The sequence below is a fragment of the Myxococcus sp. MISCRS1 genome (assembly GCF_026626605.1).
In the GTDB taxonomy this organism is placed as follows: Bacteria; Myxococcota; Myxococcia; order Myxococcales; family Myxococcaceae; genus Myxococcus; species Myxococcus fulvus.
Genome location: NZ_JAPNKB010000001.1, coordinates 564,521 through 585,781 on the forward strand (window position 1 = coordinate 564,521; position 21,261 = coordinate 585,781).

Genomic DNA, 21,261 nt, shown 5'->3' on the forward strand with positions numbered 1-21,261 from the left:
TACGTCATCTACACGTCCGGCTCCACAGGCCGGCCCAAGGGTGTCGCGCTGCCGCATCGAGCGCTGAGCAACCTGTTCACGTGGCAGCTCCGCCAGTCGCGCAAGCCCCAGGCCACGACGCTCCAGTTCGCGTCGCTCAGCTTCGACGTGTCCTGCCAGGAGCTGTTCTCCACGTGGTGGGCGGGTGGAACGCTCGTGCTGCCCACGGGCGGGCTGCGCCAGGACGTGCCCGCGCTGCTCGACTTCATCCAGGCGCAGGGCGTGGAGCGACTGTTCCTCCCGTTCGTCGCGCTCCAGGCCATCGCCGACGCCGTCGCGCACGGCGCCACGCTGCCCGTGTCCCTGCGCGAGGTCGTCACGGCCGGTGAGCAGCTCCAGGTCACTCCCTCGCTCGTGGCCCTCTTCGAGCGGCTGCCCGGGTGCGTGCTCGAGAACCAGTACGGCCCGTCCGAGACGCACGTCGTCTCCGCGCACCGACTCCAGGGTGCGCCCGCGTCCTGGCCGCGCCTGCCGTCCATCGGCGCGCCGCTGCCGCACACGCAGTTGTTCGTGCTGGATGCGATGGGACAGCCGACGCCCATCGGCGTGCCGGGCGAGCTCCACATCGGCGGCGAGCACCTGGCGCTCGGCTACCCGGGCCGTCCAGAGCTGACGGCCGAGAAGTTCGTCCCGCATCCGTTCAGCAAGGCTCCGGGCGCGCGGCTCTACCGCACCGGTGACTCCGCGCGCTGGAAGGCGGACGGCACCGTCGAGTTCCTGGGACGCCTGGACGGTCAGGTGAAGCTGCGAGGCTTCCGCGTCGAGTTGGGCGAGGTCGAGGCCTCGCTGCGTGCGCTCCCGGGAATCCGGGACGCGGCGGCCGTGGTGCGCGAGGACGTGCCCGGCGACAAGCGCTTGGTGGGCTACGTCGTTCCCACGGGGGAGTCCGGCGCCGCGCTGACTCCGGGCGCGCTGCGCTCGGCGCTGCTCGGACAGTTGCCCGAGTACATGGTGCCGTCCGTCTTCCTCACGCTGGACGCGCTCCCGCTGACGCCGAGCGGGAAGATCGCCCGGCGGCTGCTGCCGGCGCCCGACGCGGAGAGCCTGCGCGGAGATGCGACGTTCATCGCGCCCCGCACGCCCGCGGAAGAGAAGCTCGCGGAGCTGTTCGCCGCCGTGCTCAAGCTGCCGCGCGTGGGTGCCACCGACAGCTTCTTCGCGCTGGGTGGACACTCGCTGCTCGCCACGCAGGTCGTCTCGCGCATCCGGGCCGCGTTCAACGTGGAGCTCCCGCTGCGCGAGCTGTTCGAGGCGCCCACCGTCGCGGGCCTCGCCGAGCGCCTGGAGCAGTACGCCGCCGAGACGAAGGTGCCGCCCCTCGTCCCGGCGGACCGGAGCCGGCCGCTGCCGCTGTCCTTCGCACAGCAGCGCCTGTGGTTCCTCGACAAGCTCCAGCCGGACAGCCCGACGTTCAACATGCCCATCGCGCTGCGGCTCGAGGGCGTGGTGGACGTCGAGGCCCTGCGACAGGCCATCACCGAGCTCGTGCGCCGTCACGAGGTGCTGCGCACCACGTTCCAGGAGGGCCCTGTCCAGGTCATCCACGCACCCGCGCCCGTGCCGATGCCCGTCGAGGACCTGTCCTCGCTGACGGGTGAGGCTCGCGAGGCGGAGGTCCAGCGGCGCGTGCTCGCCGAGGCGAAGCGCCCGTTCGACCTGGGCCGAGGCCCCGTGCTGCGCGCGTCGCTGCTGCGGCTGGAGGCCACGCAGCACGTGCTGATGCTGACGCTGCATCACATCGCCACGGACGGCTGGTCCATGGGGCTGCTGGTGCGCGAATCCACCGAGCTCTACGCGTCGTTCGTGACGGGCCAGCCCGCGCGGCTGCCCGAGCTGCCCATCCAGTACGCCGACTACGCGGCGTGGCAGCGTGATTGGCTGCAGGGTGACGCGCTCGAGGCCCAGCTCTCGTGGTGGCGGACGCACCTGTCCGGCGCGGCGCCGCAGCTGGACCTGCCCACCGACTTCCCCCGTCCCGTGGTGCAAGGATTCCAGGGCGCGATGGTGGGCCGAGTCCTGCCGCGCTCGCTGGTGGATTCACTCCAGGCGCTGTGCCGTGAAGAGGGCTCCACGCTGTTCATGGCGTTGCTCGCGGGCTTCCAGGTCGTGCTGTCGCGCTACTCGGGCCAGGAGGACTTCGTCCTCGGCACGGACATCGCGAACCGCAACCGCGCGGAGACCGAGGGCCTCATCGGCTTCTTCATCAATCAGCTCGCCCTGCGCGCGCGGCTGGGTGGAGACCCGTCGTTCCGCGAGCTGCTCTCACGCGTGAAGACGGACACGCTGGGCGCGTACGCGCACCAGGACCTGCCCTTCGAGGAGCTGGTCAAGGACCTCAACCCCGGTCGAGGCCTGGGCTTCGCTCCGCTCTTCCAGGTCAAGCTGGTGCTCCAGAACCAGCCGGACACGGAGCTGGAGGTCCCTGGCCTCACCTTCCGTCCGTTGGGCAGCGGCACGGGCACCGCGCGACTCGACCTCACGCTGTCCATCACCGAGTCCGCGCACGGCCTCTCCTGCTCGGCCGAGTACCGCACGGACCTGTTCACCGCGGAGACCATCGACGGCCTGATTCGCCACCTCGGCAATGTGCTCGAGGCCGCGACGACCAAGCCCTCGGCCCGAATCTCCACGCTCCCCCTCATGCGACAGGAGGAGCAGCAGCGCGTGCTGGTGGAGTGGAACGACTCCGCTCGCGACTTCCCGCGCGAGGCCACCGCGCATTCGCTCTTCGAGGCCCAGGCTCGGCGTACGCCGGAGGCCGAGGCGCTTCGCTTCGAGGGCGAGTCCCTCACCTTCGCGCAGCTCGACTCGCGCGCCAATCAGCTCGCCCACCACCTGCGCTCGCTCGGCGTCAGGCCCGAGGTCCCCGTCGCGCTCTGCCTGGAGCGCTCGCTCGACCTCGTCGTCTCCATGCTCGCCATCCTCAAGGCTGGCGGCGCCTGGGTGCCTCTCGATCCGTCCTACCCCGTCGAGCGACTGTCCTTCATCCTCCGAGACTGCTCCGCGCCCGTCCTCCTCACCACCGAATCCCTGGCCGACGAGCTTCCCGTGTCGACGCAGCAGCTCGTCCTGCTCGACTCGGACTCCCGCTTCATCTCGCGGCAGCCGACGTCGGCACCTGACTCCGGCGCGGTGGCCGACAACCTCGCCTACGTCATCTACACCTCCGGCTCCACCGGCACCCCCAAGGGCACCCTCCTTCAGCACCGCGGCTTCTCCAACACCGCGCTCGCCGCGGGCCGCCGCCACGGCTTCTCTCCCGCCTCTCGCGTCCTCCAGTTCGCTTCCTTCAACTTCGACGCCTCCGTCGCCGAAATCTTCGGCGCCCTCCTCGCCGGCTCCACCCTCGTCCTCGCTCCTCGCGAGCGCCTCATGCCCGGCGCTCCCCTTCGCGACCTGCTCCGCGACGAGTCCATCTCCGCCGTCACCCTCACCCCCTCCGTCCTCGCCCAGCTCCACCCCGAGGACTTCCCCTCTCTCTCCACCCTCATCTCCGCTGGCGAGGCCTGCCCTCCCGAGCTCGTCTCCCGCTGGGGCTCCCGCGTCCGCCTCCTCAACGCCTACGGCCCCACCGAAGTCACCGTCTGCGCCTCCATCTCCCAGCCCCTTCTCCCAGGCCAGACGCCCTCCATCGGCACCCCCTGGGACAACGTCTGCCTCTTCATCCTCGACGCCTCCCTGCGGCCTCTCCCCGTCGGCGTCCCAGGCCAGCTCTGCATCGACTCCGTCGGCCTCGCTCGTGGCTACCTCCACCGCCCCGACCTCACCGCTGAGCGCTTCGTCCCCAACCCCTTCTCCCTCGCCCCCGGCGCCCGCCTCTACCTCACCGGTGACAAGGCCCGCTGGCTCCCCGACGGCACCCTCGAGTTCCTCGGCCGCCTCGACTCCCAGGTGAAGCTGCGCGGCTTCCGCATCGAGCTGGGCGAAGTCGAAGCCGCCCTCCTCCTCCACCCCTCCGTCTCCCAGGCTGTCGCCTCCATCCGCACCGAGCTCTCCGGCGACAAGCGCCTCGTCGCCTACGTCGTCGGTGAGGACGTCGACGTCTCCGTCCTTCGCGACTTCCTCAAGCTGCGCCTGCCCGAGCACATGGTGCCTTCCGCCATTGCACAGCTCGACGCACTCCCCCTCACCCCCAACGGCAAGGTCGACCGCGACGCACTGCCCTCGCCCGACGCGTCCATCGCCGCCCCCGTGCGCGAGTACGTCGCGCCGCGCACGCCCACGGAGATTCGTCTCGCCGCGCTCTGGGCGGAGCTGCTCCACGTCGAGCGCGTCGGCCTCACCGACGACTTCTTCGAGCTCGGTGGCCACTCCCTCCTCGCCACGCAATCGCTGTCTCGACTCCAGGCCACGTTCGGCACCGAGGTGCCGCTGCGTGAGCTGTTCGAGGCGCCCACGGTGGAGAAGCTCGCGGCGCGTGTGGAGGTGCTCGTCCAGGCCGGAGCAACCACTCCTCGCGCACCGGAGCTGACGCCTGTCGCGCGCACGGGCAACCTGCCGCTGTCCTTCGCCCAGCGTCGGCTGTGGTTCCTGGATCAGCTCGAGCCGGGCACCGCTCTCTACAACCTGCCCGCGGCCATCCGGCTGGAAGGCGCGGTCGAGGTCTCCGCGCTGGAGCAGGCCTTCGCCGCGCTCGTGCGACGCCACGAGGCGCTGCGCACCACGTTCCCCGCGAACGCGGATGGCAGTCCGCATCAGGCCATCGCGGAGGAAGCGACGCTGAACGTCGCCCTGGTGGACCTGTCCACGCTCCCCTCCGCGCAGCGTGAGGACGAAGCCCGGCGACTCGCGCTCACCGAGGCACGCAAGCCGTTCGACCTCGCCCGGGGTCCGCTGCTGCGCGTGACGCTCCTCCGTCTGGACGAGCGCCTGCATGTGCTGCTGCTGACGATGCACCACATCGTCTCCGACGGCTGGTCCACGGGTGTGCTCGTGCGCGAGGCCGCGGAGCTGTACAGCGCGGCTCGCGAGGGGCGCACGGCGTCCCTGCCGACGCTGCGCGTGCAGTACGCCGACCATGCGGCGTGGCAGCACCAGTGGCTCGGCGCCGGTGAGCTGGAGCGTCAGCTCACGTACTGGAAGACCCAGCTCGCGGGAGCCAACCACGTGCTGGCGCTCCCCACGGACCGTCCCGTGCCGCCGATGCAGACGCAGGCCGGCGCCACGCATCCCGTGCGGCTGTCCCCGGAGGTCTCCTCCGCCGTGGCGGCCCTGGGGCAGCAGCTCGGCGCCACGCCCTTCATGGTGGTCCTCGCCGCGTTCCAGGCGTTCCTGTACCGCGTCACGGGCCAGGATGACGTGCTCGTGGGTTCGCCGGTGGCGGGTCGCAATCGCCCGGAGACAGAGGGCCTCATCGGCGTGTTCATCAATACGCTCGTGCTGCGTGGCCAGATGTCCGGAGCCATGTCGTTCCGCGCGCTCGTCGAGCAGGCCCGTGAGGCCGCGCTCGGCGCCCTCACGCATCAGGACGTCCCGTTCGAGCACCTGGTGGAGGAGCTGCAGCCCGCGCGCAGCCTGAGCCACTCGCCGCTCTTCCAGGTGATGTTCGCGCTGCAGAACACCCCCGTGCCGTCGCTGACGCTGCCGGAGCTGTCGCTCACGCCGGCGGACGTGGACCCGGGCATCGCGAAGTACTCCCTGTCCCTGGTCCTCCAGGAGACGCCCGCGGGCCTCATGGGCGGCTTCGAGTACAACACGGACCTGTTCGACGCCCGGACGCTCGAGGCGATGACGGGTCAGTTCACCCGCCTGCTGGAGGCCGCGGTCTCCACGCCGGACGTCTCGCTCGCCGCGCTGCCGCTGCTCTCCGCCGAGGAGCGACACCAGCTCCTGGTGCAGTGGAACGACACGCGCTCCGACTTCCCGCGCGACAGCTCCGTCTTCACGTGGTTCCAGGCGCGCGCGGCGCGGTCGCCCGAGGCCGTGGCGCTCGAGTGGACCGGCGGGACGCTCACGTATCGGGAGCTGGAGCGGCGTGCCCTCGCGCTCGCGGAGCTGCTGCGTCAGCGGAACGTGGGCCCCGAGGTGCGCGTGGGTCTGTTCGCGCGCCGCTCGCCGGAGCTGGTCATCGGCGTACTGGGCGTGCTCGCGGCCGGAGGCGTGTGGGTCCCGCTGGATCCCTCCTCTCCGTCCGAGCGCCTCGGCATGATGCTGGAGGACACCACCCCCGCGGTGGTGCTGACCCAGCGCGCGCTGCGTACGGCGCTGCCGTCGACGCGCACGGTCCTCGTCCTCGAGGACCTGGTGGGCGCCGACGCGGTGGCGAGCAGCACGTTCACCGCGCCGGGCCTCACCTCCGAGAACGCGGCCTACGTCCTGTTCACGTCCGGCTCGACGGGTCGCCCCAAGGGCGTGGTGGTCCCGCACCGCGCGCTCGCGCGTCACACGGCCTGGTTCACGAAGAGCCTGGGACTGGGCCCGGCGGACCGCATGCTCCAGAAGACGGCGCCCGGCTTCGACGCCGTGGTGCCGGAGCTGCTCTCCACGCTGGCCAGCGGCGCCACGCTGGTGCTGCCGCCGTCCTCGGCGGACCTGGACATGGACGCGCTCCTGTCCGTGCTCGCGAACCAGCGGGTGACGGTGCTCCAACTCGTCCCGTCTCAGCTCCGCCTCCTGGTGGAGTCCGAGCGACTCGAGCGGGCCTCGGGTCTGCGAGTGCTCGTGTCGGGTGGTGAGGCGCTGTCCGCCGAGCTGGCGCGACGGGTGCGCACGCAGTGGCCCGGGACTCGGTTGGCCAACTGCTACGGCCCCACCGAGACGACCGTCGACGCCACGTCGTGGACGGTGAGCGGGGACATCCAGGGTGCCACCGCGCCCATCGGTGGTCCCATCGCGGACACGCAGGTGTACGTGCTCGATGCGCATGGCCAGCCCGTGCCCGTGGGAGTCACGGGTGAGCTGTTCATCGGAGGCGAGGGCGTGGCCCGGGGCTACATCGGCCAGGCCGCGATGACCGCCGAGCGCTTCGTGCCCGACGCGTTCTCTTCCGTCCCTGGAGCGCGGCTGTACGCCACGGGCGATCAGGTCCGCTGGCGTCGAGACGGCGTGCTGGAGTTCCTCGGCCGCGCGGACGACCAGGTGAAGGTGCGCGGCTTCCGCATCGAGCTGGCGGAGATCGAGTCCGCCCTGCTCGCGCATCCCGAAGTGCGCGAGGCCGTGGTGCTCGTGCGCGAGGACCGTCCCGGCGACAGGCGCATCGTGGGCTACGTCGTGGCGCCCGCCTCGCTCGACACCGCCGCGCTGCGGACGTTCGTCGCACAGCGGCTGCCCGAGTACATGGTCCCATCCTCTCTGCGGGTCCTCGAGGCGCTGCCGCTCACGAGCAACGGCAAGGTGGACCGCAAGGCCCTGCCTGTTCCCGAGCAGACCGGGTCCTTCACGGACGACGCACAGGTCGCGCCAGGAACCCCCACCGAGGAGCTGCTCGCGGGCCTCTTCGCCCAGGTGCTGGGTGTGTCACGTGTCAGCACCACCGCGAGCTTCTTCGAGCTCGGTGGTCACTCGCTGCTCGCCACGCAGCTCGTCTCGCGCGTGCGCTCCGCCTTCCAGGTCGACCTGCCCCTGCGGGACCTCTTCGAGTCGCCGACGGTCCAGGCGCTCGCCCAGCGCATCGACACAGCGCTGAGCACGGGCGCGCGGCTCCAGCGTCCGCCGCTCACCGCGCTGCCTCGCGAGGGAGCTGCGCCGAGGGCGTTCGTCCAGTCCTTCGCCCAGCAGCGGCTGTGGTTCCTCGACCAGTTGGACCCGGGGAGCCCCGCGTACAACATGCCCATCGCGCTGCGGCTCGAGGGTGTCGTGGACACGCGGGCCCTGGAGCGGGCGTTCACGGAGATGGTGCGGCGTCACGAGTCGCTGCGCACCACGTTCCGAGCGGGTCCCGAGCAGGTCGTCCATGCACCGTCGCCGGTGACGGTGCCCGTGGTGGAGGTGTCCTCGCTCGACGAGGGCCAGGTCCAGCGTTGGGTCGATGAGGAGGCGCGTCGTCCATTCGACCTCGCGCGCGGTCCGCTCCTGCGCGCGAAGCTGCTGCGCCTGGGTGAGCAGCGCCACATCCTGCTCCTGACGATGCATCACATCGTCTCGGATGGCTGGTCCATGGGCGTGCTCGTGCGTGAGACGGCGGTGCTCTACGCCGCGTTCCGCGCGGGCCAGCCTTCTCCGCTGCCCGAGCTGTCCATCCAGTACGCCGACTACGCGGCCTGGCAGCGCGCGTGGCTGCAGGGCGAGGCGCTCGAGGCGCAGGTCTCGTGGTGGAAGGAGCACCTCTCCGGGGCACCTCCGTTGCTGGAGCTGCCCACGGACTTCCCGCGCCCGGCGCGTCAGGGCTTCGGTGGCGCCCTGGTGTCGCGCGTGCTGCCGCGCTCGCTCGTCGAGTCGCTCCAGGCGCTGTGCCGTCGTGAGGGCTCCACGCTCTTCATGGCGCTGATGGCGGGCCTCCAGGCCGTCCTGTCCCGCTACTCGGGCCAGGAGGACTTCGTCGTGGGAACGGGTATCGCGAACCGTCACCAGGCCGAGACCGAGGACCTCATCGGATTCTTCATCAACCAGCTCCCGCTGCGCGCGCGGCTGGGTGGCAATCCGTCCTTCCGCGAGCTGCTTGCACGCGTGAGGAAGGACACGCTGGGCGCCTACGCGCACCAGGACCTGCCGTTCGAGGAAGTGGTCAAGGCCGTCAACCCGGAGCGCAACCCCGCGCACGCGCCGCTCTTCCAGGTGGCGCTGGTGCTCCAGAACCAGCCGGACTCGGAGCTGAAGCTCCCCGACCTCACCTTCCACCTGCAGCCCGCCAACACGGGCACCTCGCGGCTGGACCTCACGCTCTCCGCAGCGGAGACGGCACAGGGTCTGTCCTTCGGCGTCGAGTACCGCACGGACCTGTTCACCGCGGAGACCGTGGATGCGCTGATTCGCCACCTGGGGGTCCTGCTCGAGAAGGCCGTGGAGCGACCCGAGGCGCCTGTCGCCTCGCTGTCCCTGCTCACCGAGGCGGAGCAGCAGCGCGTACTGGTGGAGTGGAACGACTCCGCTCGCGACTTCCCGCGCGAGGCCACGGCGCATTCGCTCTTCGAGGCCCAGGCTCGGCGTACGCCGGAGGCCGAGGCGCTTCGCTTCGAGGGCGAGTCCCTCACCTTCGCGCAGCTCGACTCGCGCGCCAATCAGCTCGCCCACCACCTGCGCTCGCTCGGCGTCAGGCCCGAGGTCCCTGTCGCGCTCTGCCTGGAGCGTTCGCTCGACCTCGTCGTCTCCATGCTCGCCATCCTCAAGGCTGGCGGCGCCTGGGTGCCTCTCGATCCGACGTATCCCGCCGAGCGACTGTCCTTCATCCTCCGAGACAGCTCCGCGCCTGTCCTCCTCACCACCGAGGCGCTCGCGAAGCAGCTTCCTGTCTCGACGCAGCGGCGTGTGTTGATCGACTCGGAGGCCGCGAAGATTGCGACCCAGTCGACGTCGGCACCTGACTCCGGCGCGGTGGCCGACAACCTCGCCTACGTCATCTACACCTCCGGCTCCACCGGCACCCCCAAGGGCACCCTCCTTCAGCACCGCGGCTTCTCCAACACCGCGCTCGCCGCGGGCCGCCGCCACGGCTTCTCTCCCGCCTCTCGCGTCCTCCAGTTCGCTTCCTTCAACTTCGACGCCTCCGTCGCCGAAATCTTCGGCGCCCTCCTCGCCGGCTCCACCCTCGTCCTCGCTCCTCGCGAGCGCCTCATGCCCGGCGCTCCCCTTCGCGACCTGCTCCGCGACGAGTCCATCTCCGCCGTCACCCTCACCCCCTCCGTCCTCGCCCAGCTCCACCCCGAGGACTTCCCCTCTCTCTCCACCCTCATCTCCGCTGGCGAGGCCTGCCCTCCCGAGCTCGTCTCCCGCTGGGGCTCCCGCGTCCGCCTCCTCAACGCCTACGGCCCCACCGAAGTCACCGTCTGCGCCTCCATCTCCGAGCCTCTGCTCCCCGGCCAGACGCCCTCCATCGGCACCCCCTGGGACAACGTCCGCCTCTTCATCCTCGACGCCTCCCTGCGTCCTCTCCCCATCGGCGTCCCCGGCCAGCTCTGCATCGACTCCGTCGGCCTCGCTCGTGGCTACCTCCACCGCGCGGACCTCACCGCTGAGCGCTTCGTCCCCAACCCCTTCTCCCTCGTCCCCGGCGCCCGCCTCTACCTCACCGGTGACAAGGCCCGCTGGCTCCCCGACGGCACCCTCGACTTCCTCGGCCGCCTCGACTCCCAGGTGAAGCTGCGCGGCATCCGCATCGAGCTGGGCGAAGTCGAAGCCGCCCTCCTCCTCCACCCCTCCGTCTCCCAGGCTGTCGCCTCCATCCGCACCGAAGCCTCCGGCGACAAGCGCCTCGTCGCCTACGTCGTCGGTGAGGACGTCGACGTCTCCGTCCTTCGCGACTTCCTCAAGCTGCGCCTGCCCGAGCACATGGTGCCTTCCGCCATTGCACAGCTCGACGCACTCCCCCTCACCCCCAACGGCAAGGTCGACCGCGACGCGCTCCCGGCGCTCGACACACAGACCTCTGCTCGGGACTACGTCGCGCCGCGCACGCCCACGGAGATTCGTCTCGCCGCGCTCTGGGCGGAGCTGCTCCACGTCGAGCGCGTCGGCCTCACCGACGACTTCTTCGAGCTCGGTGGCCACTCCCTCCTCGCCACGCAGCTCGTCTCCCGCATCCGCGCGAGCTTCGGCGTGGAACTCGCGCTGAGAGACCTGTTCTCCGTGCCGACCATCGAAGCGCTCGCCCAGCGCGTCGACGAGGCCATCCTCGCGGGCAAGAGCGTCCAGCTCCCGCCGCTGGTCCCGGTGTCGCGTGAGAACGGACCGCTGCCGCTGTCGTTCGCGCAGCAGCGGCTCTGGTTCCTCGACCGCTTCCAGCCGGACAGCGCCTTCTACAACATCCCCTCCGCGCTCCGGCTCGACACGATGGTGGACCTCGACGCGCTCATCCGCGCGCTCCAGGAGCTGGTCCACCGTCACGAGGCGCTGCGCACCAGCTTCCACACCCGCGAGGACGGTGAGCCCTACCAGCACGTCCATCCGCGCGTGGAGCTCTCCGTCCCCGTCGTGGACCTGAGCCGCATGCCGGAGTCCGCGCGCGAGGCCGAGGCCCTGAAGCTGGCCACCGCCGAGGCGCAGAAGCCGTTCGACCTGACGCGCGTCCCGCTGCTGCGCACCACGCTGCTGAAGCTGGCCCCCGAGCAGCACGTGCTGCTCGTCACGGTGCACCACATCGTCTCGGACGGTTGGTCCAGCGGCATCCTCTCGCGCGAGGTCGGCGCGCTGTACTCCGCCTTCAACCAGGGTCTGCCTTCACCGCTGGCGCCCCTGCCGCTCCAGTACGCGGACTACGCGGCCTGGCAGCGCGGCTGGCTGCGTGACGAGACGCTCGCCGCCCAGGTGGGCTGGTGGAGCCAGAACCTCTCGGGCGTGCCCCATGCCCTGGAGCTGCCCACGGACCGGCCTCGACCTCCCGTGCAGACCTCGCACGGCGCCAGCTTCCCCGTGAAGCTCGGGGCCGAGCTGTCCGCCGCGCTCCACGCCCTGTGCAAGCAGGAGGGCATCACGCCGTTCATGGCGCTGCTCACCGGCCTGCACGTCCTGCTCGCCCGTTACTCGGGACAGGACGACATCGTCGTCGGCTCGCCCATCGCGAACCGCCGCCAGGCGGAGCTGGAGAACATCGTCGGCTTCTTCGTCAACACGCTGGCCCTGCGCGCGCGGCTCACGTCCGGCATCACCTTCCGCGCCTTGCTGGCGCAGGTGAAGGAGACCACGCTCGGCGCCTACGCCCACCAGGACGTGCCCTTCGAGAAGCTGGTGGAGGAGCTGAAGCTGGAGCGCGACCTGAGCCGCTCGCCGCTGTTCCAGGTCATGCTCGCCCTCCAGAACACGCCTCGCGGCGAGCGTGTCACCCAGGCGCGCGGCGCCGATGCGCTCCGCTCGGTGGACGTCGACAGCGGGACGGCGAAGTACGACCTGTCGCTGCTGCTGGGTGACTCGGGCCAGGAGATCGAGGGCCTCGTCGAGTTCAACACCGACCTGTTCGACGCGAGCACCGCGCGGCGCATGGGCGCGCACTGGGTGCGGCTGCTCCAGTCCGCCGTCGAGAACCCGGACCAGTCGCCGTGGAGCCTGTCGCTCTTGAGCCGCGAGGAGGAGCGCCAGCTCCTCGTCGAGTGGAACGACACGTCGCGCGAGGCCCACACCGCCACGACGATGCACGGCCCGGTGGAGGCCCAGGTCGCGCGCACGCCGGACGCCATCGCCATCACGGATGGAGAGCGCTCGCTGACGTACGCGGCGATGGACCAGCGCGCCAACCAGCTCGCGCATCACCTGGTCCAGCACGGCGTGACGCCTGGGAGCGCCGTGGGAATCTGCGTGGACAAGAGCCTGGACATGGCCATCGCCGTGCTCGCGACGCTCAAGGTCGGCGCGTACTACGTGGCGCTGGACCCCACGTACCCCGCGGACCGGCTCGCGTTCATGCTCGAGGACACGCGCGCTCCGGTGGTCCTCACGCAGTCGCACCTGGGCGGGAGCCTGCCGTCCAAGAGCCTGGCCCGCCGCATCGCGCTCGATACCGAAGCGGTGCTCATCGCGCGGCAGCCGACGGATGCCCTCGCGCGTGACGTATCGCCCGAGGCGAACGCGTACGTCATCTACACGTCCGGAAGCACGGGCATCCCCAAGGGCATCGTCATGCCCCACCGGGCGCTCAGCTACATGCTGGCGTGGCAGATCCGCCAGTCGCCGCGTCCGCGGGCCACCACGCTCCAGTTCGCGTCGCTCAACTTCGACGTGTCCATCCAGGAGCTGTTCGCGTCCTGGTGGGTCGGCGCCCGGGTGGTGCTGCCCACGGACACGCTGCGACGGGACATCCCCGCGCTGCTCGACTTCATGGACCGCCAGGGCGTGGAGCGGCTGTTCCTGCCGTTCGTCGCCCTGCAGGCCATGGCCGACTCCGTGGCCCACGGCGCCACGCTGCCGCGCGCGCTGTGCGAGGTCATCACGGCCGGCGAGCAGCTCCAGGTGAACGCCACCCTCGCCGCGATGTTCGAGAAGCTGCCGGGCTGCACGCTCGAGAACCAGTACGGCCCGTCGGAGGCGCACGTCGTCTCCGCGTACCGGATGCGCGGCCCGCCGACCTCGTGGCCCCGGCTGCCTCCCGTCGGCAGCCCGCTGGGTCACACGCAGCTCTACATCCTCGACCCGCTCGGCCAGCCCGCGCCCATCGGCGTCGCCGGTGAGGTCTTCGTTGGCGGCAGCCACCTGGCCCACGGCTACCTGGCCCGGCCGGACATCACCGCCGCCGCCTTCGTGCCGAACCCGTTCAGCGGCATCCCCGGCGACCGGCTCTACCGCACCGGTGACTCCGCGCGGTGGACGGCGGACGGCAACCTGGAGTTCCTCGGCCGCATCGACTTCCAGGTGAAGGTGCGCGGCTTCCGCGTGGAGCTGGGCGAGGTCGAGTCCGTCCTGCGCACCGCTCCGGGTGTTCGCGACGCGGCCGCCGCCGTGCGCGAGGACGTGCCGGGCGACAAGCGACTCGTGGCCTACGTCGTCCCCGTCCCCGCGGACGAGGCCCCTGCCTCCGCGACGACGGCGGAGACGCTCCGGACGTTCCTGCTCAAGCGCCTGCCCGAGTACATGGTGCCCTCCGCGTTCGTCACGCTGGAGGCCCTGCCGCTGACGCCCAGCGGGAAGCTGGCCCGCAAGCTCCTGCCCGCGCCGGACGCGGAGAGCCTGCGCACGGACGCGTCCTTCGTCGCCCCGCGCACGCCGGTGGAGGAGAAGCTGGCGCAGCTGTTCGCGACGGTGCTGAAGCTGGCGCGTGTCAGCGTCATGGAGAACTTCTTCGAGCTGGGTGGCCACTCCCTGCTGGCCACGCAGGTCACCTCGCGCATCCGCTCCACCTTCGCGGTGGAGTTGCCCGTGCGCGAGCTGTTCGAGGCGCCCACCGTGGCCGCGCTGGCCCAGCGCGTGGACACCGCCCTGCGCACCGGCGCGACGACGGCCGCTCCGCCCATCCAGCGCGTGGCCCGCGACGGCAAGCTGCCCCTGTCCTTCTCGCAGCAGCGCGTGTGGTTCCTGGATCAGCTGGAGCCGGGCAGCCCCGCGTTCAACATCCCCGCCGCGCTGGTACTCTCCGGAGCGCTCGACGTGGAGGTGCTGCGCCGGACACTCGAGGCCGTCGTGCACCGTCACGAGGCCCTGCGCACCACGTTCCGCGCGGAGTCGGACGGCCCCGTGCAGGTCATCCACGCGCCCGCGCCGTTCGTGCTGCCGCTGACCGACCTGCGCGCCCTGGCGCCCGAGCAGCGTGAGGCCGAGGCCCGCCGCCGCGCGGGCGAGCATGCGCTCCAGTCGTTCGACCTGAGCACCGGGCCGCTGCTTCGCGCCGAGCTGTTGGTGCTCGCGGAGCGTGAGCACCTGCTGCTGCTCAATCTGCATCACATCGTGTCGGACGGCTGGTCCATCAGCGTCATCGTGCGCGAGATGTCCACGCTGTATGGCGACCTCCAGGCCGGCCGGACGCCGAGCCTCCCCGAGCTCCCGCTCCAGTACGCGGACTTCGCCGCGTGGCAGCGCGGGTGGCTGGAGGGCGCGGAGCTGGACCGCCAGCTCGCGTGGTGGCAGCGGCAGTTGGACGGCGCGCCGCAGGACCTGGAGCTGCCCACCGACAGGCCGCGCACGCACCTGTCGCGGCCTCGGGGTGGCGTGGTGTCCCTGGCCATTGCGCCCGCGAAGGCGGAGGCCATCGAGGCCTTCTGCCACCGCGAGGGCCTGACGCCGTTCATGTTCTTCCTGGGTGCGTTCCAGCTCCTGCTGTCGCGCTACTCGGGCCAGGACGACATCTCCGTCGGCTCGCCCGTGGCGGGACGCAACCGCGCGGAGCTGGAGGGCCTGGTCGGCTTCTTCCTCAACACGCTCGTCCTGCGCACGAAGCTGGACGGTGACCCGACGGTGCGCGAGCTGCTGGCCCGCGTGCGCGAGACGGCGCTCGGGGCCTATGCGCACCAGCACCTGCCCTTCGAGCAGCTCCAGCCGCTGCGCGACCTGCAGCAGTCACCGCTGTTCCGGGTGATGTTCATCCTCCAGAACACCCCGGACGCGGACGTGTCCCTGCCCGGCCTGGAGCTGCGTCCCGGTCCCGACGAGGGCCATGTCGCCAAGTTCGACATGACGCTCTCGATGGGCCGAAACAGCGCGGGCTTCACGGGTGAGCTCGACTACCAGGTGGACCTGTACGACGCGTCGACCATCGAGCGGATGACGCGGCACTTCCTCGCGCTCGTGGACGTGCTGCTCGCCTCGCCGGAGCGCCGCCTGTCCACGGTGACGCTGCTCTCCGACGAGGAGCGCTCGCGTCAGCTCGTGGCCTGGAACGACACGCGCGCGGACTTCCCGGACACGTGCGTGCACAGCCTCTTCGAGGCCCAGGTCCGCCGCGCCCCCGACGCGCTCGCGGCCAGCTTCGAGGGCTCGCGGCTCACGTACGCCCAGCTCGACGCGCGCGCCAACCAGCTCGCCCACGCGCTGCGCCGCCGCGGCGTCGGCCCCGAGGTGCGGGTCGCCCTGAGCGTGGAGCGTTCGCTGGACGTCGTCGTCGGCCTGCTCGGAATCCTCAAGGCCGGTGGCGCGTGGGTGCCGGTGGATCCGCTGCTCCCGCGTGAGCGACTGGCCTTCCTGCTGGAGGACAGCGACGCGGCGATGCTGCTCACCCAGGCGCCCCTGCTGGAGCGCTACCCCGAGGCCCACCGTGCCCGCGCGCTGTGCCTGGACACGGAGCTGGAGGCGCTATCGCGCGAGAGCACCGAGGCGCCCGTCTCCGGTGTGCACTCGGGCAACCTGGCCTACGTGCTCTACACGTCCGGAAGCACGGGCCAGCCCAAGGGCACGGCGGTGGAGCACCGCTCCGTGGCCAACCTCGTCACCCACGAGGCCCGGGCCTACGGCATCGGCCCCGGCGAGCGCGTGCTCCAGTTCGCGAACCTCTCCTTCGACCTGTCCGTCGAGGAGATCTTCACCACGCTGACCTCCGGCGCCGCCCTGGTGCTCGCGCCGCTGGAGAAGGTGATGCCGGGCGCGCCCCTGCACACGCTGCTGCGTGACGAGGCGCTCACGGTCATCAGCCTCACGCCCGCGGCCCTGGCGGCCACGCCCGCGGAGGGGCTGCCCTCGCTCAAGACGGTCATCTCCGGCGGCGAGGCGCTGCCCTCGGACGTCGTCGCGCGCTGGGCGCCGGGTCGACGGTTCCTCAACACGTATGGTCCGACGGAGGCCACGGTGGTGGCCACGCTCGCGGAGGTCGTGGCGGAGGAAGGCCGCGTGCCCTCCATCGGACGTCCGCTGGCCAACGTGCGCGTCCACGTGCTGGATGCGCGCGGAGAGCCGGTACCCGTGGGCGTCAAGGGTGAGCTGTACCTGGGAGGCGTCGGCGTGGCCCGGGGCTACGTGGGCCGTGCGTCGCTCACCGCCGAGCGGTTCATCCCGGATTCGTTCTCCGGAGTGCCGGGCGAGAGGCTGTACCGCACGGGCGACGTGGTGCGCTGGCGCGAGGATGGTTCGCTGGAGTTCGTGGGCCGCGTGGACGCGCAGGTGAAGGTGCGCGGCTTCCGCATCGAGCTGGGTGAGGTCGAGGCCGCGCTGGCCCGGCACCCCGCCGTGCGCGAGGCCGTGGTCATCGCTCGCGAGGACGGCCCCGGTGGCAAGCGACTGGTCGGCTACGCGGTGGCGCGCGAGGGCGTGCCCACCGACGGCGCGACGCTGCGTGCGGCGCTGAAGGACGTGCTGCCCGAGTACATGGTGCCCGCCGCAGTGCTGGTGTTGGACGCGCTGCCGCTGACGGCGAACGGCAAGGTGGACCGCAAGGCCCTGCCCGCGCCCGACATGAGCACGGTCAGCGGACGCCCGGACTTCGTCGGTCCCCGCACGCCCACCGAGGCGCGGCTGGGTGCCATCTGGTGCGCGGTGCTCGAGGTGGAGCGCGTGGGCATCCACGACAACTTCTTCGAGCTGGGTGGCCACTCGCTGATGGCGACGCAGGCCATCAGCCGCATGCGCGCGGTGTTCGGCGTTGAGCTGCCCCTGAGGGACCTGTTCGACACGCCGACGCTGGAGGCGCTGGCCCAGCGCGTGGACCTGGCGGTGCAGCAGGGTCAGGGCCTGGAGATTCCGGCCCTCGTCCCGGTGCCGCGCACGGGCCACCAGCCGGTGTCCTTCGCGCAGCAGCGCCTGTGGTTCCTGGACCAGCTGGAGCCGAACAGCGCCTTCTACAACATCCCCGCCACCGTGCGGCTGGAGGGCGCGCTGGACGTCGACGCGATGGGCCGGGCCATCAACGAGCTCTTGCGTCGCCACGAGTCGCTGCGCACATCCATCCAGAACAACGGCGGCCAGCCCATCCAGGTCGTCCATCCGCATGAGCCGACGCGCCTGGATGTGTTGGACCTGAGCGCGCTGGAGCCCACGGCCCGCGAGGCCGAGGCGCGCCGCGCGGCCATCGAGGAGACGCAGAAGCCGTTCAACCTGGCGGACCGCTCGCTGTTGCGCGTGCGCCTGTTGAAGCTGGGCGCCGAGGACCACGTGCTGCTGATGTCCATGCACCACATCGTCTCGGACGGCTGGTCCATGGGCCTGCTCGTCAACGAGCTGGCTTCCGCGTACGCGTCCTTCTCCAAGGGCCTGCCGCTCACGCTGCCGGAGCTGCCGCTGCAGTACGTGGACTACTCCGCGTGGCAGCGCGGCTGGCTCAAGGGCGACGTGCTCGACAAGCAGGTCGCTTGGTGGAGCAAGCACCTGGCGGGCGCGCCTCCCGCGCTGGAGCTGCCGTCGGACTTCCCCCGGCCTCCGGTGAGCACCTTCCGCGGCGACATGGTGGGCTTCACCATGCCTCGCGAGCTGCAGGACGCGGTGCAGACCCTGGCCCGACGTGAAGGCGCCACGACGTTCATGGTGCTGCTCGCCGCGTTCCAGACGATGCTCGCGCGCTACTCCGGCCAGGACGACATCAGCATCGGCTCGCCCATCGCCGGCCGCCGTCACTCGGACCTGGAGAAGCTCATCGGCTTCTTCGCGAACACGCTCGTGCTGCGCACGCAGCTGTCGGAGCACCTCACCTTCCGCGAGCTGCTCGGCCGGGTGCGCGAGACGACGCTGGACGCGTACGCGCACCAGGACGTGCCCTTCGAGAAGCTGGTGGAGGAGCTCCAGCCCGAGCGCAGCCTGAACCGCACGCCGCTGTTCCAGGTGCTGTTCGTGCTGCAGAACGTCTACAAGGAGAACTACGACACCGGTGACCTGCGCATGTCGCCGATGGAGGCCACCAGCGGCACGTCCAAGTTCGACCTGACGCTCTCCGTGTTCGAGTCGTCGCACGGCCTCACCGGCTACCTGGAGTACAGCTCCGACCTCTTCACGCGGCAGACGGCCGAGCGAATGGTGGGCGCGCTCCAGCGCCTGCTCGAGGGGGCCGTCACCCAGCCGGACCAGACGCTGGGTCGACTGCCGCTGCTCTCCGAGGCGGAGCGCCGGCAGGTGGTGGAGGACTTCAACGCCGCCGTGGATCCGACGTACGTGCCGGGGCTGATGCACCAGTGGGTGGAGGCCCAGGTCGCCCGCACGCCGGAGCGCGTGGCGGTGACGGACGGCACGCAGTCGCTCACCTATGCCCAGCTCGATGCGCGCGCCAACCAGCTCGCACACCACCTGCGGGCGCTCGGCGTGAGCGTCAACAGCACGGTGGGCCTGTGCCTGGAGCGCGCGAGCCTGGACATGCCCGTCGCGGTGCTGGCCACGCTCAAGGCGGGCGCGGCCTTCCTGCCGTTGGACCCCAGCTACCCCGCGGACCGGCTGGCGCTGATGCTCGAGGACACCAGCGCGCCCGTCGTCCTGGCGCACTCAGCCCTGGTCTCCGCGCTGCCGCCGGGGCTGACGGCGCGCATCGTCCGCATCGAGGAGGAGACGGCCGTCCAGTCGCGCCCGACACACCGGCCCGACGTGGACATGTCGCCGGAGACGAACTGCTACTTCGTCTACACCTCCGGCAGCACCGGCCGCCCCAAGGGCATCGTCATGTCCCACCGCGCGGTAGGCAACATGCTGTGGTGGCTGATGAAGCGCGCGGTGAAGCCGGACGCCACCACGCTCCAGTTCGCCTCGCTCAACTTCGACGTGTCGTTCCAGGAGCTCTTCGGCACCTGGTGCCTGGGTGGCAAGGTGCTGCTCATCAACGGCTCGCTGCGACAGGACCCGCCCGCCATGCTGCGCTACATGCGCGAGCACCGCGTGGAGCGGCTGTTCCTGCCCTTCGTCGCCCTCCAGGCGATGTGCGACGCGGCCCTCACGGAGAAGGAGCTGCCCCCGCTGGGTGAGATCGTCACCGCCGGCGAGCAGCTCCAGGTGACGCCCGCGCTGCTCGCGTTCTTCGACCGGCTGCCCGAGTGCACGCTGGAGAACCAGTACGGCCCCTCGGAGGCCCACGTCGTCACGGCGTGGCGCGCGCCGAAGGACCGCAAGCAGTGGCCCGCGCTGCCGCCGGTGGGCTCGCCGCTCACCAACATGCAGATCTACGTGTTGGACCCGCACGGCGCGCCCTGCCCCATCGGCGTCGCGGGCGAGGTCTACGTGGGCGGCGCCAACGTGGCGCACGGCTACCACGGCCGCCCGGACCTGACGGCGGACCGCTTCCTGCCGCACTTCATGGGCGGCAAGTCCGGCGCCCGGCTGTACCGCACGGGCGACAAGGCCCGGTGGCTCGCGGACGGCAACCTGGAGTTCCTGGGCCGCCTGGACAGCCAGGTGAAGCTGCGCGGCTTCCGCATCGAGCTGGGTGAGGTGGAGGTGGCCCTGCGCGCCCTGCCCCACGTGCGCGACGCGGTGGCCATCGTCCGCGAGGACGTGCCGGGAGACCGGCGCCTCGTGGGCTACGTGGTGCTGCCGCCCGACGCGCCGTGGAGCACCGAGGAGGCGCGGCAGGTGCTGCGCGAGAAGGTGCCCGAGTACATGGTGCCCTCCATCTTCATGCGGCTGGAGTCCCTGCCGCTGATGCCCACCGGCAAGGTGGCCCGCGGAGGACTGCCGCAACCGGACGAGGAGAGCCTGCGCGGCACCACGCCGTTCGCCGCGCCCCGCACGCCGCTGGAGGAGCTGCTCGCCAACGCGTTCGCGGAGGTGCTGCGCACGTCCCGCGTGAGCGTCACCGACAACTTCTTCTCGTTGGGTGGACACTCGCTGCTCGCGACCCAGGTCGTCTCCCGCGTGCGAGTGGCCCTGGGCGTGGAGCTGCCGCTGCGCGCCCTCTTCGAGGCTCCCACGGTGGAGTCGCTGGCGCTGCTGCTGCAACGGGCGCAGGCCCAGGAGGCGCGTCCCAAGGCGCGTGCCGCCACGCCCGCCTGGTCTCCGCTCGTCACGCTGCGCGCGGGCGCCGACCACCGCCGCGTGCTGCACGTCATCCACGACCTCGATGGCCGCGTGGAGCGCTACACCGAGCTGGCCCGTCACGCCCCCGAGGGCTGGAGCGTCATCGGCATCCAGGCCCGCGGCCTGGAGGAAGGCCGCGCGCCGCTCGAGTCCGTGGAGGCCATGGCCACGCTCTACGTGGAGGCGCTGCGCGGCGCGACGCCCCAGGGCCCCTACCGCCTGGCGGGCCCGGGCCTGGGTGGCCTCATCGCCTGGGAGATGGCGCAGCAGCTCCAGCGCGAGGGCCACGCCGTGGAGCTGCTCCTCGTCGAGCCGCTGCCCGCAGAGCCGGATGCGTCCACGGCCGCGACCACCGCGGGAGCCCAGGCCGCGCTCTTCGCCCGGGCCCTGGCCACGCAGGCGGGCATCGACGCGCCGGTGTTCCCCGCCGCGCTCACGTCCGGCAAGGACGCCGAGCCGCTGCTCACCCTCATGCACGAGCAGGGCGCGAAGACGGGCCTGTTGCCCGAGGACCTGTCGCTCGGGGAGCTGCGCACGCGCTTCAAGGTCTTCGCCAGCCACCTGCGCGCCGCGCGCCGCTACCTGCCCGAGCCCTACGAGGGCCCGGTGCACCTCCTGCGCGCCGCGGACGCCCCCGAGCGTGACGAGGATGAGCTCGATGGCGGCTGGGGCGAGCTGGCCGAGGGTGGCCTGACGATGTTGGAAACATCCGGTGACGCCGTCGCGCTGCTGCACGCGCCGGCCGTCACCGAGTGGGTGAAGCGGTGGGTGGACCTGGGAGGTTCCGGGGAATGATGG

1 protein-coding gene (running past one end of the window) is annotated in these 21,261 nt (G+C 71.4%); it reads left to right on the plus strand.

The window, feature by feature from the left end; translation table 11 throughout:
- Positions 1-21,258: the end of a non-ribosomal peptide synthase/polyketide synthase gene (locus tag OWM54_RS01995; protein WP_267696488.1), read on the plus strand. 24,192 nt of this gene lie to the left of the window's left edge; the window shows 21,258 of its 45,450 coding nt (coding positions 24,193-45,450); its start codon lies beyond the left edge, outside the window; it ends in the stop codon at positions 21,256-21,258.
- Positions 21,259-21,261: the final 3 nt, after the last annotated feature.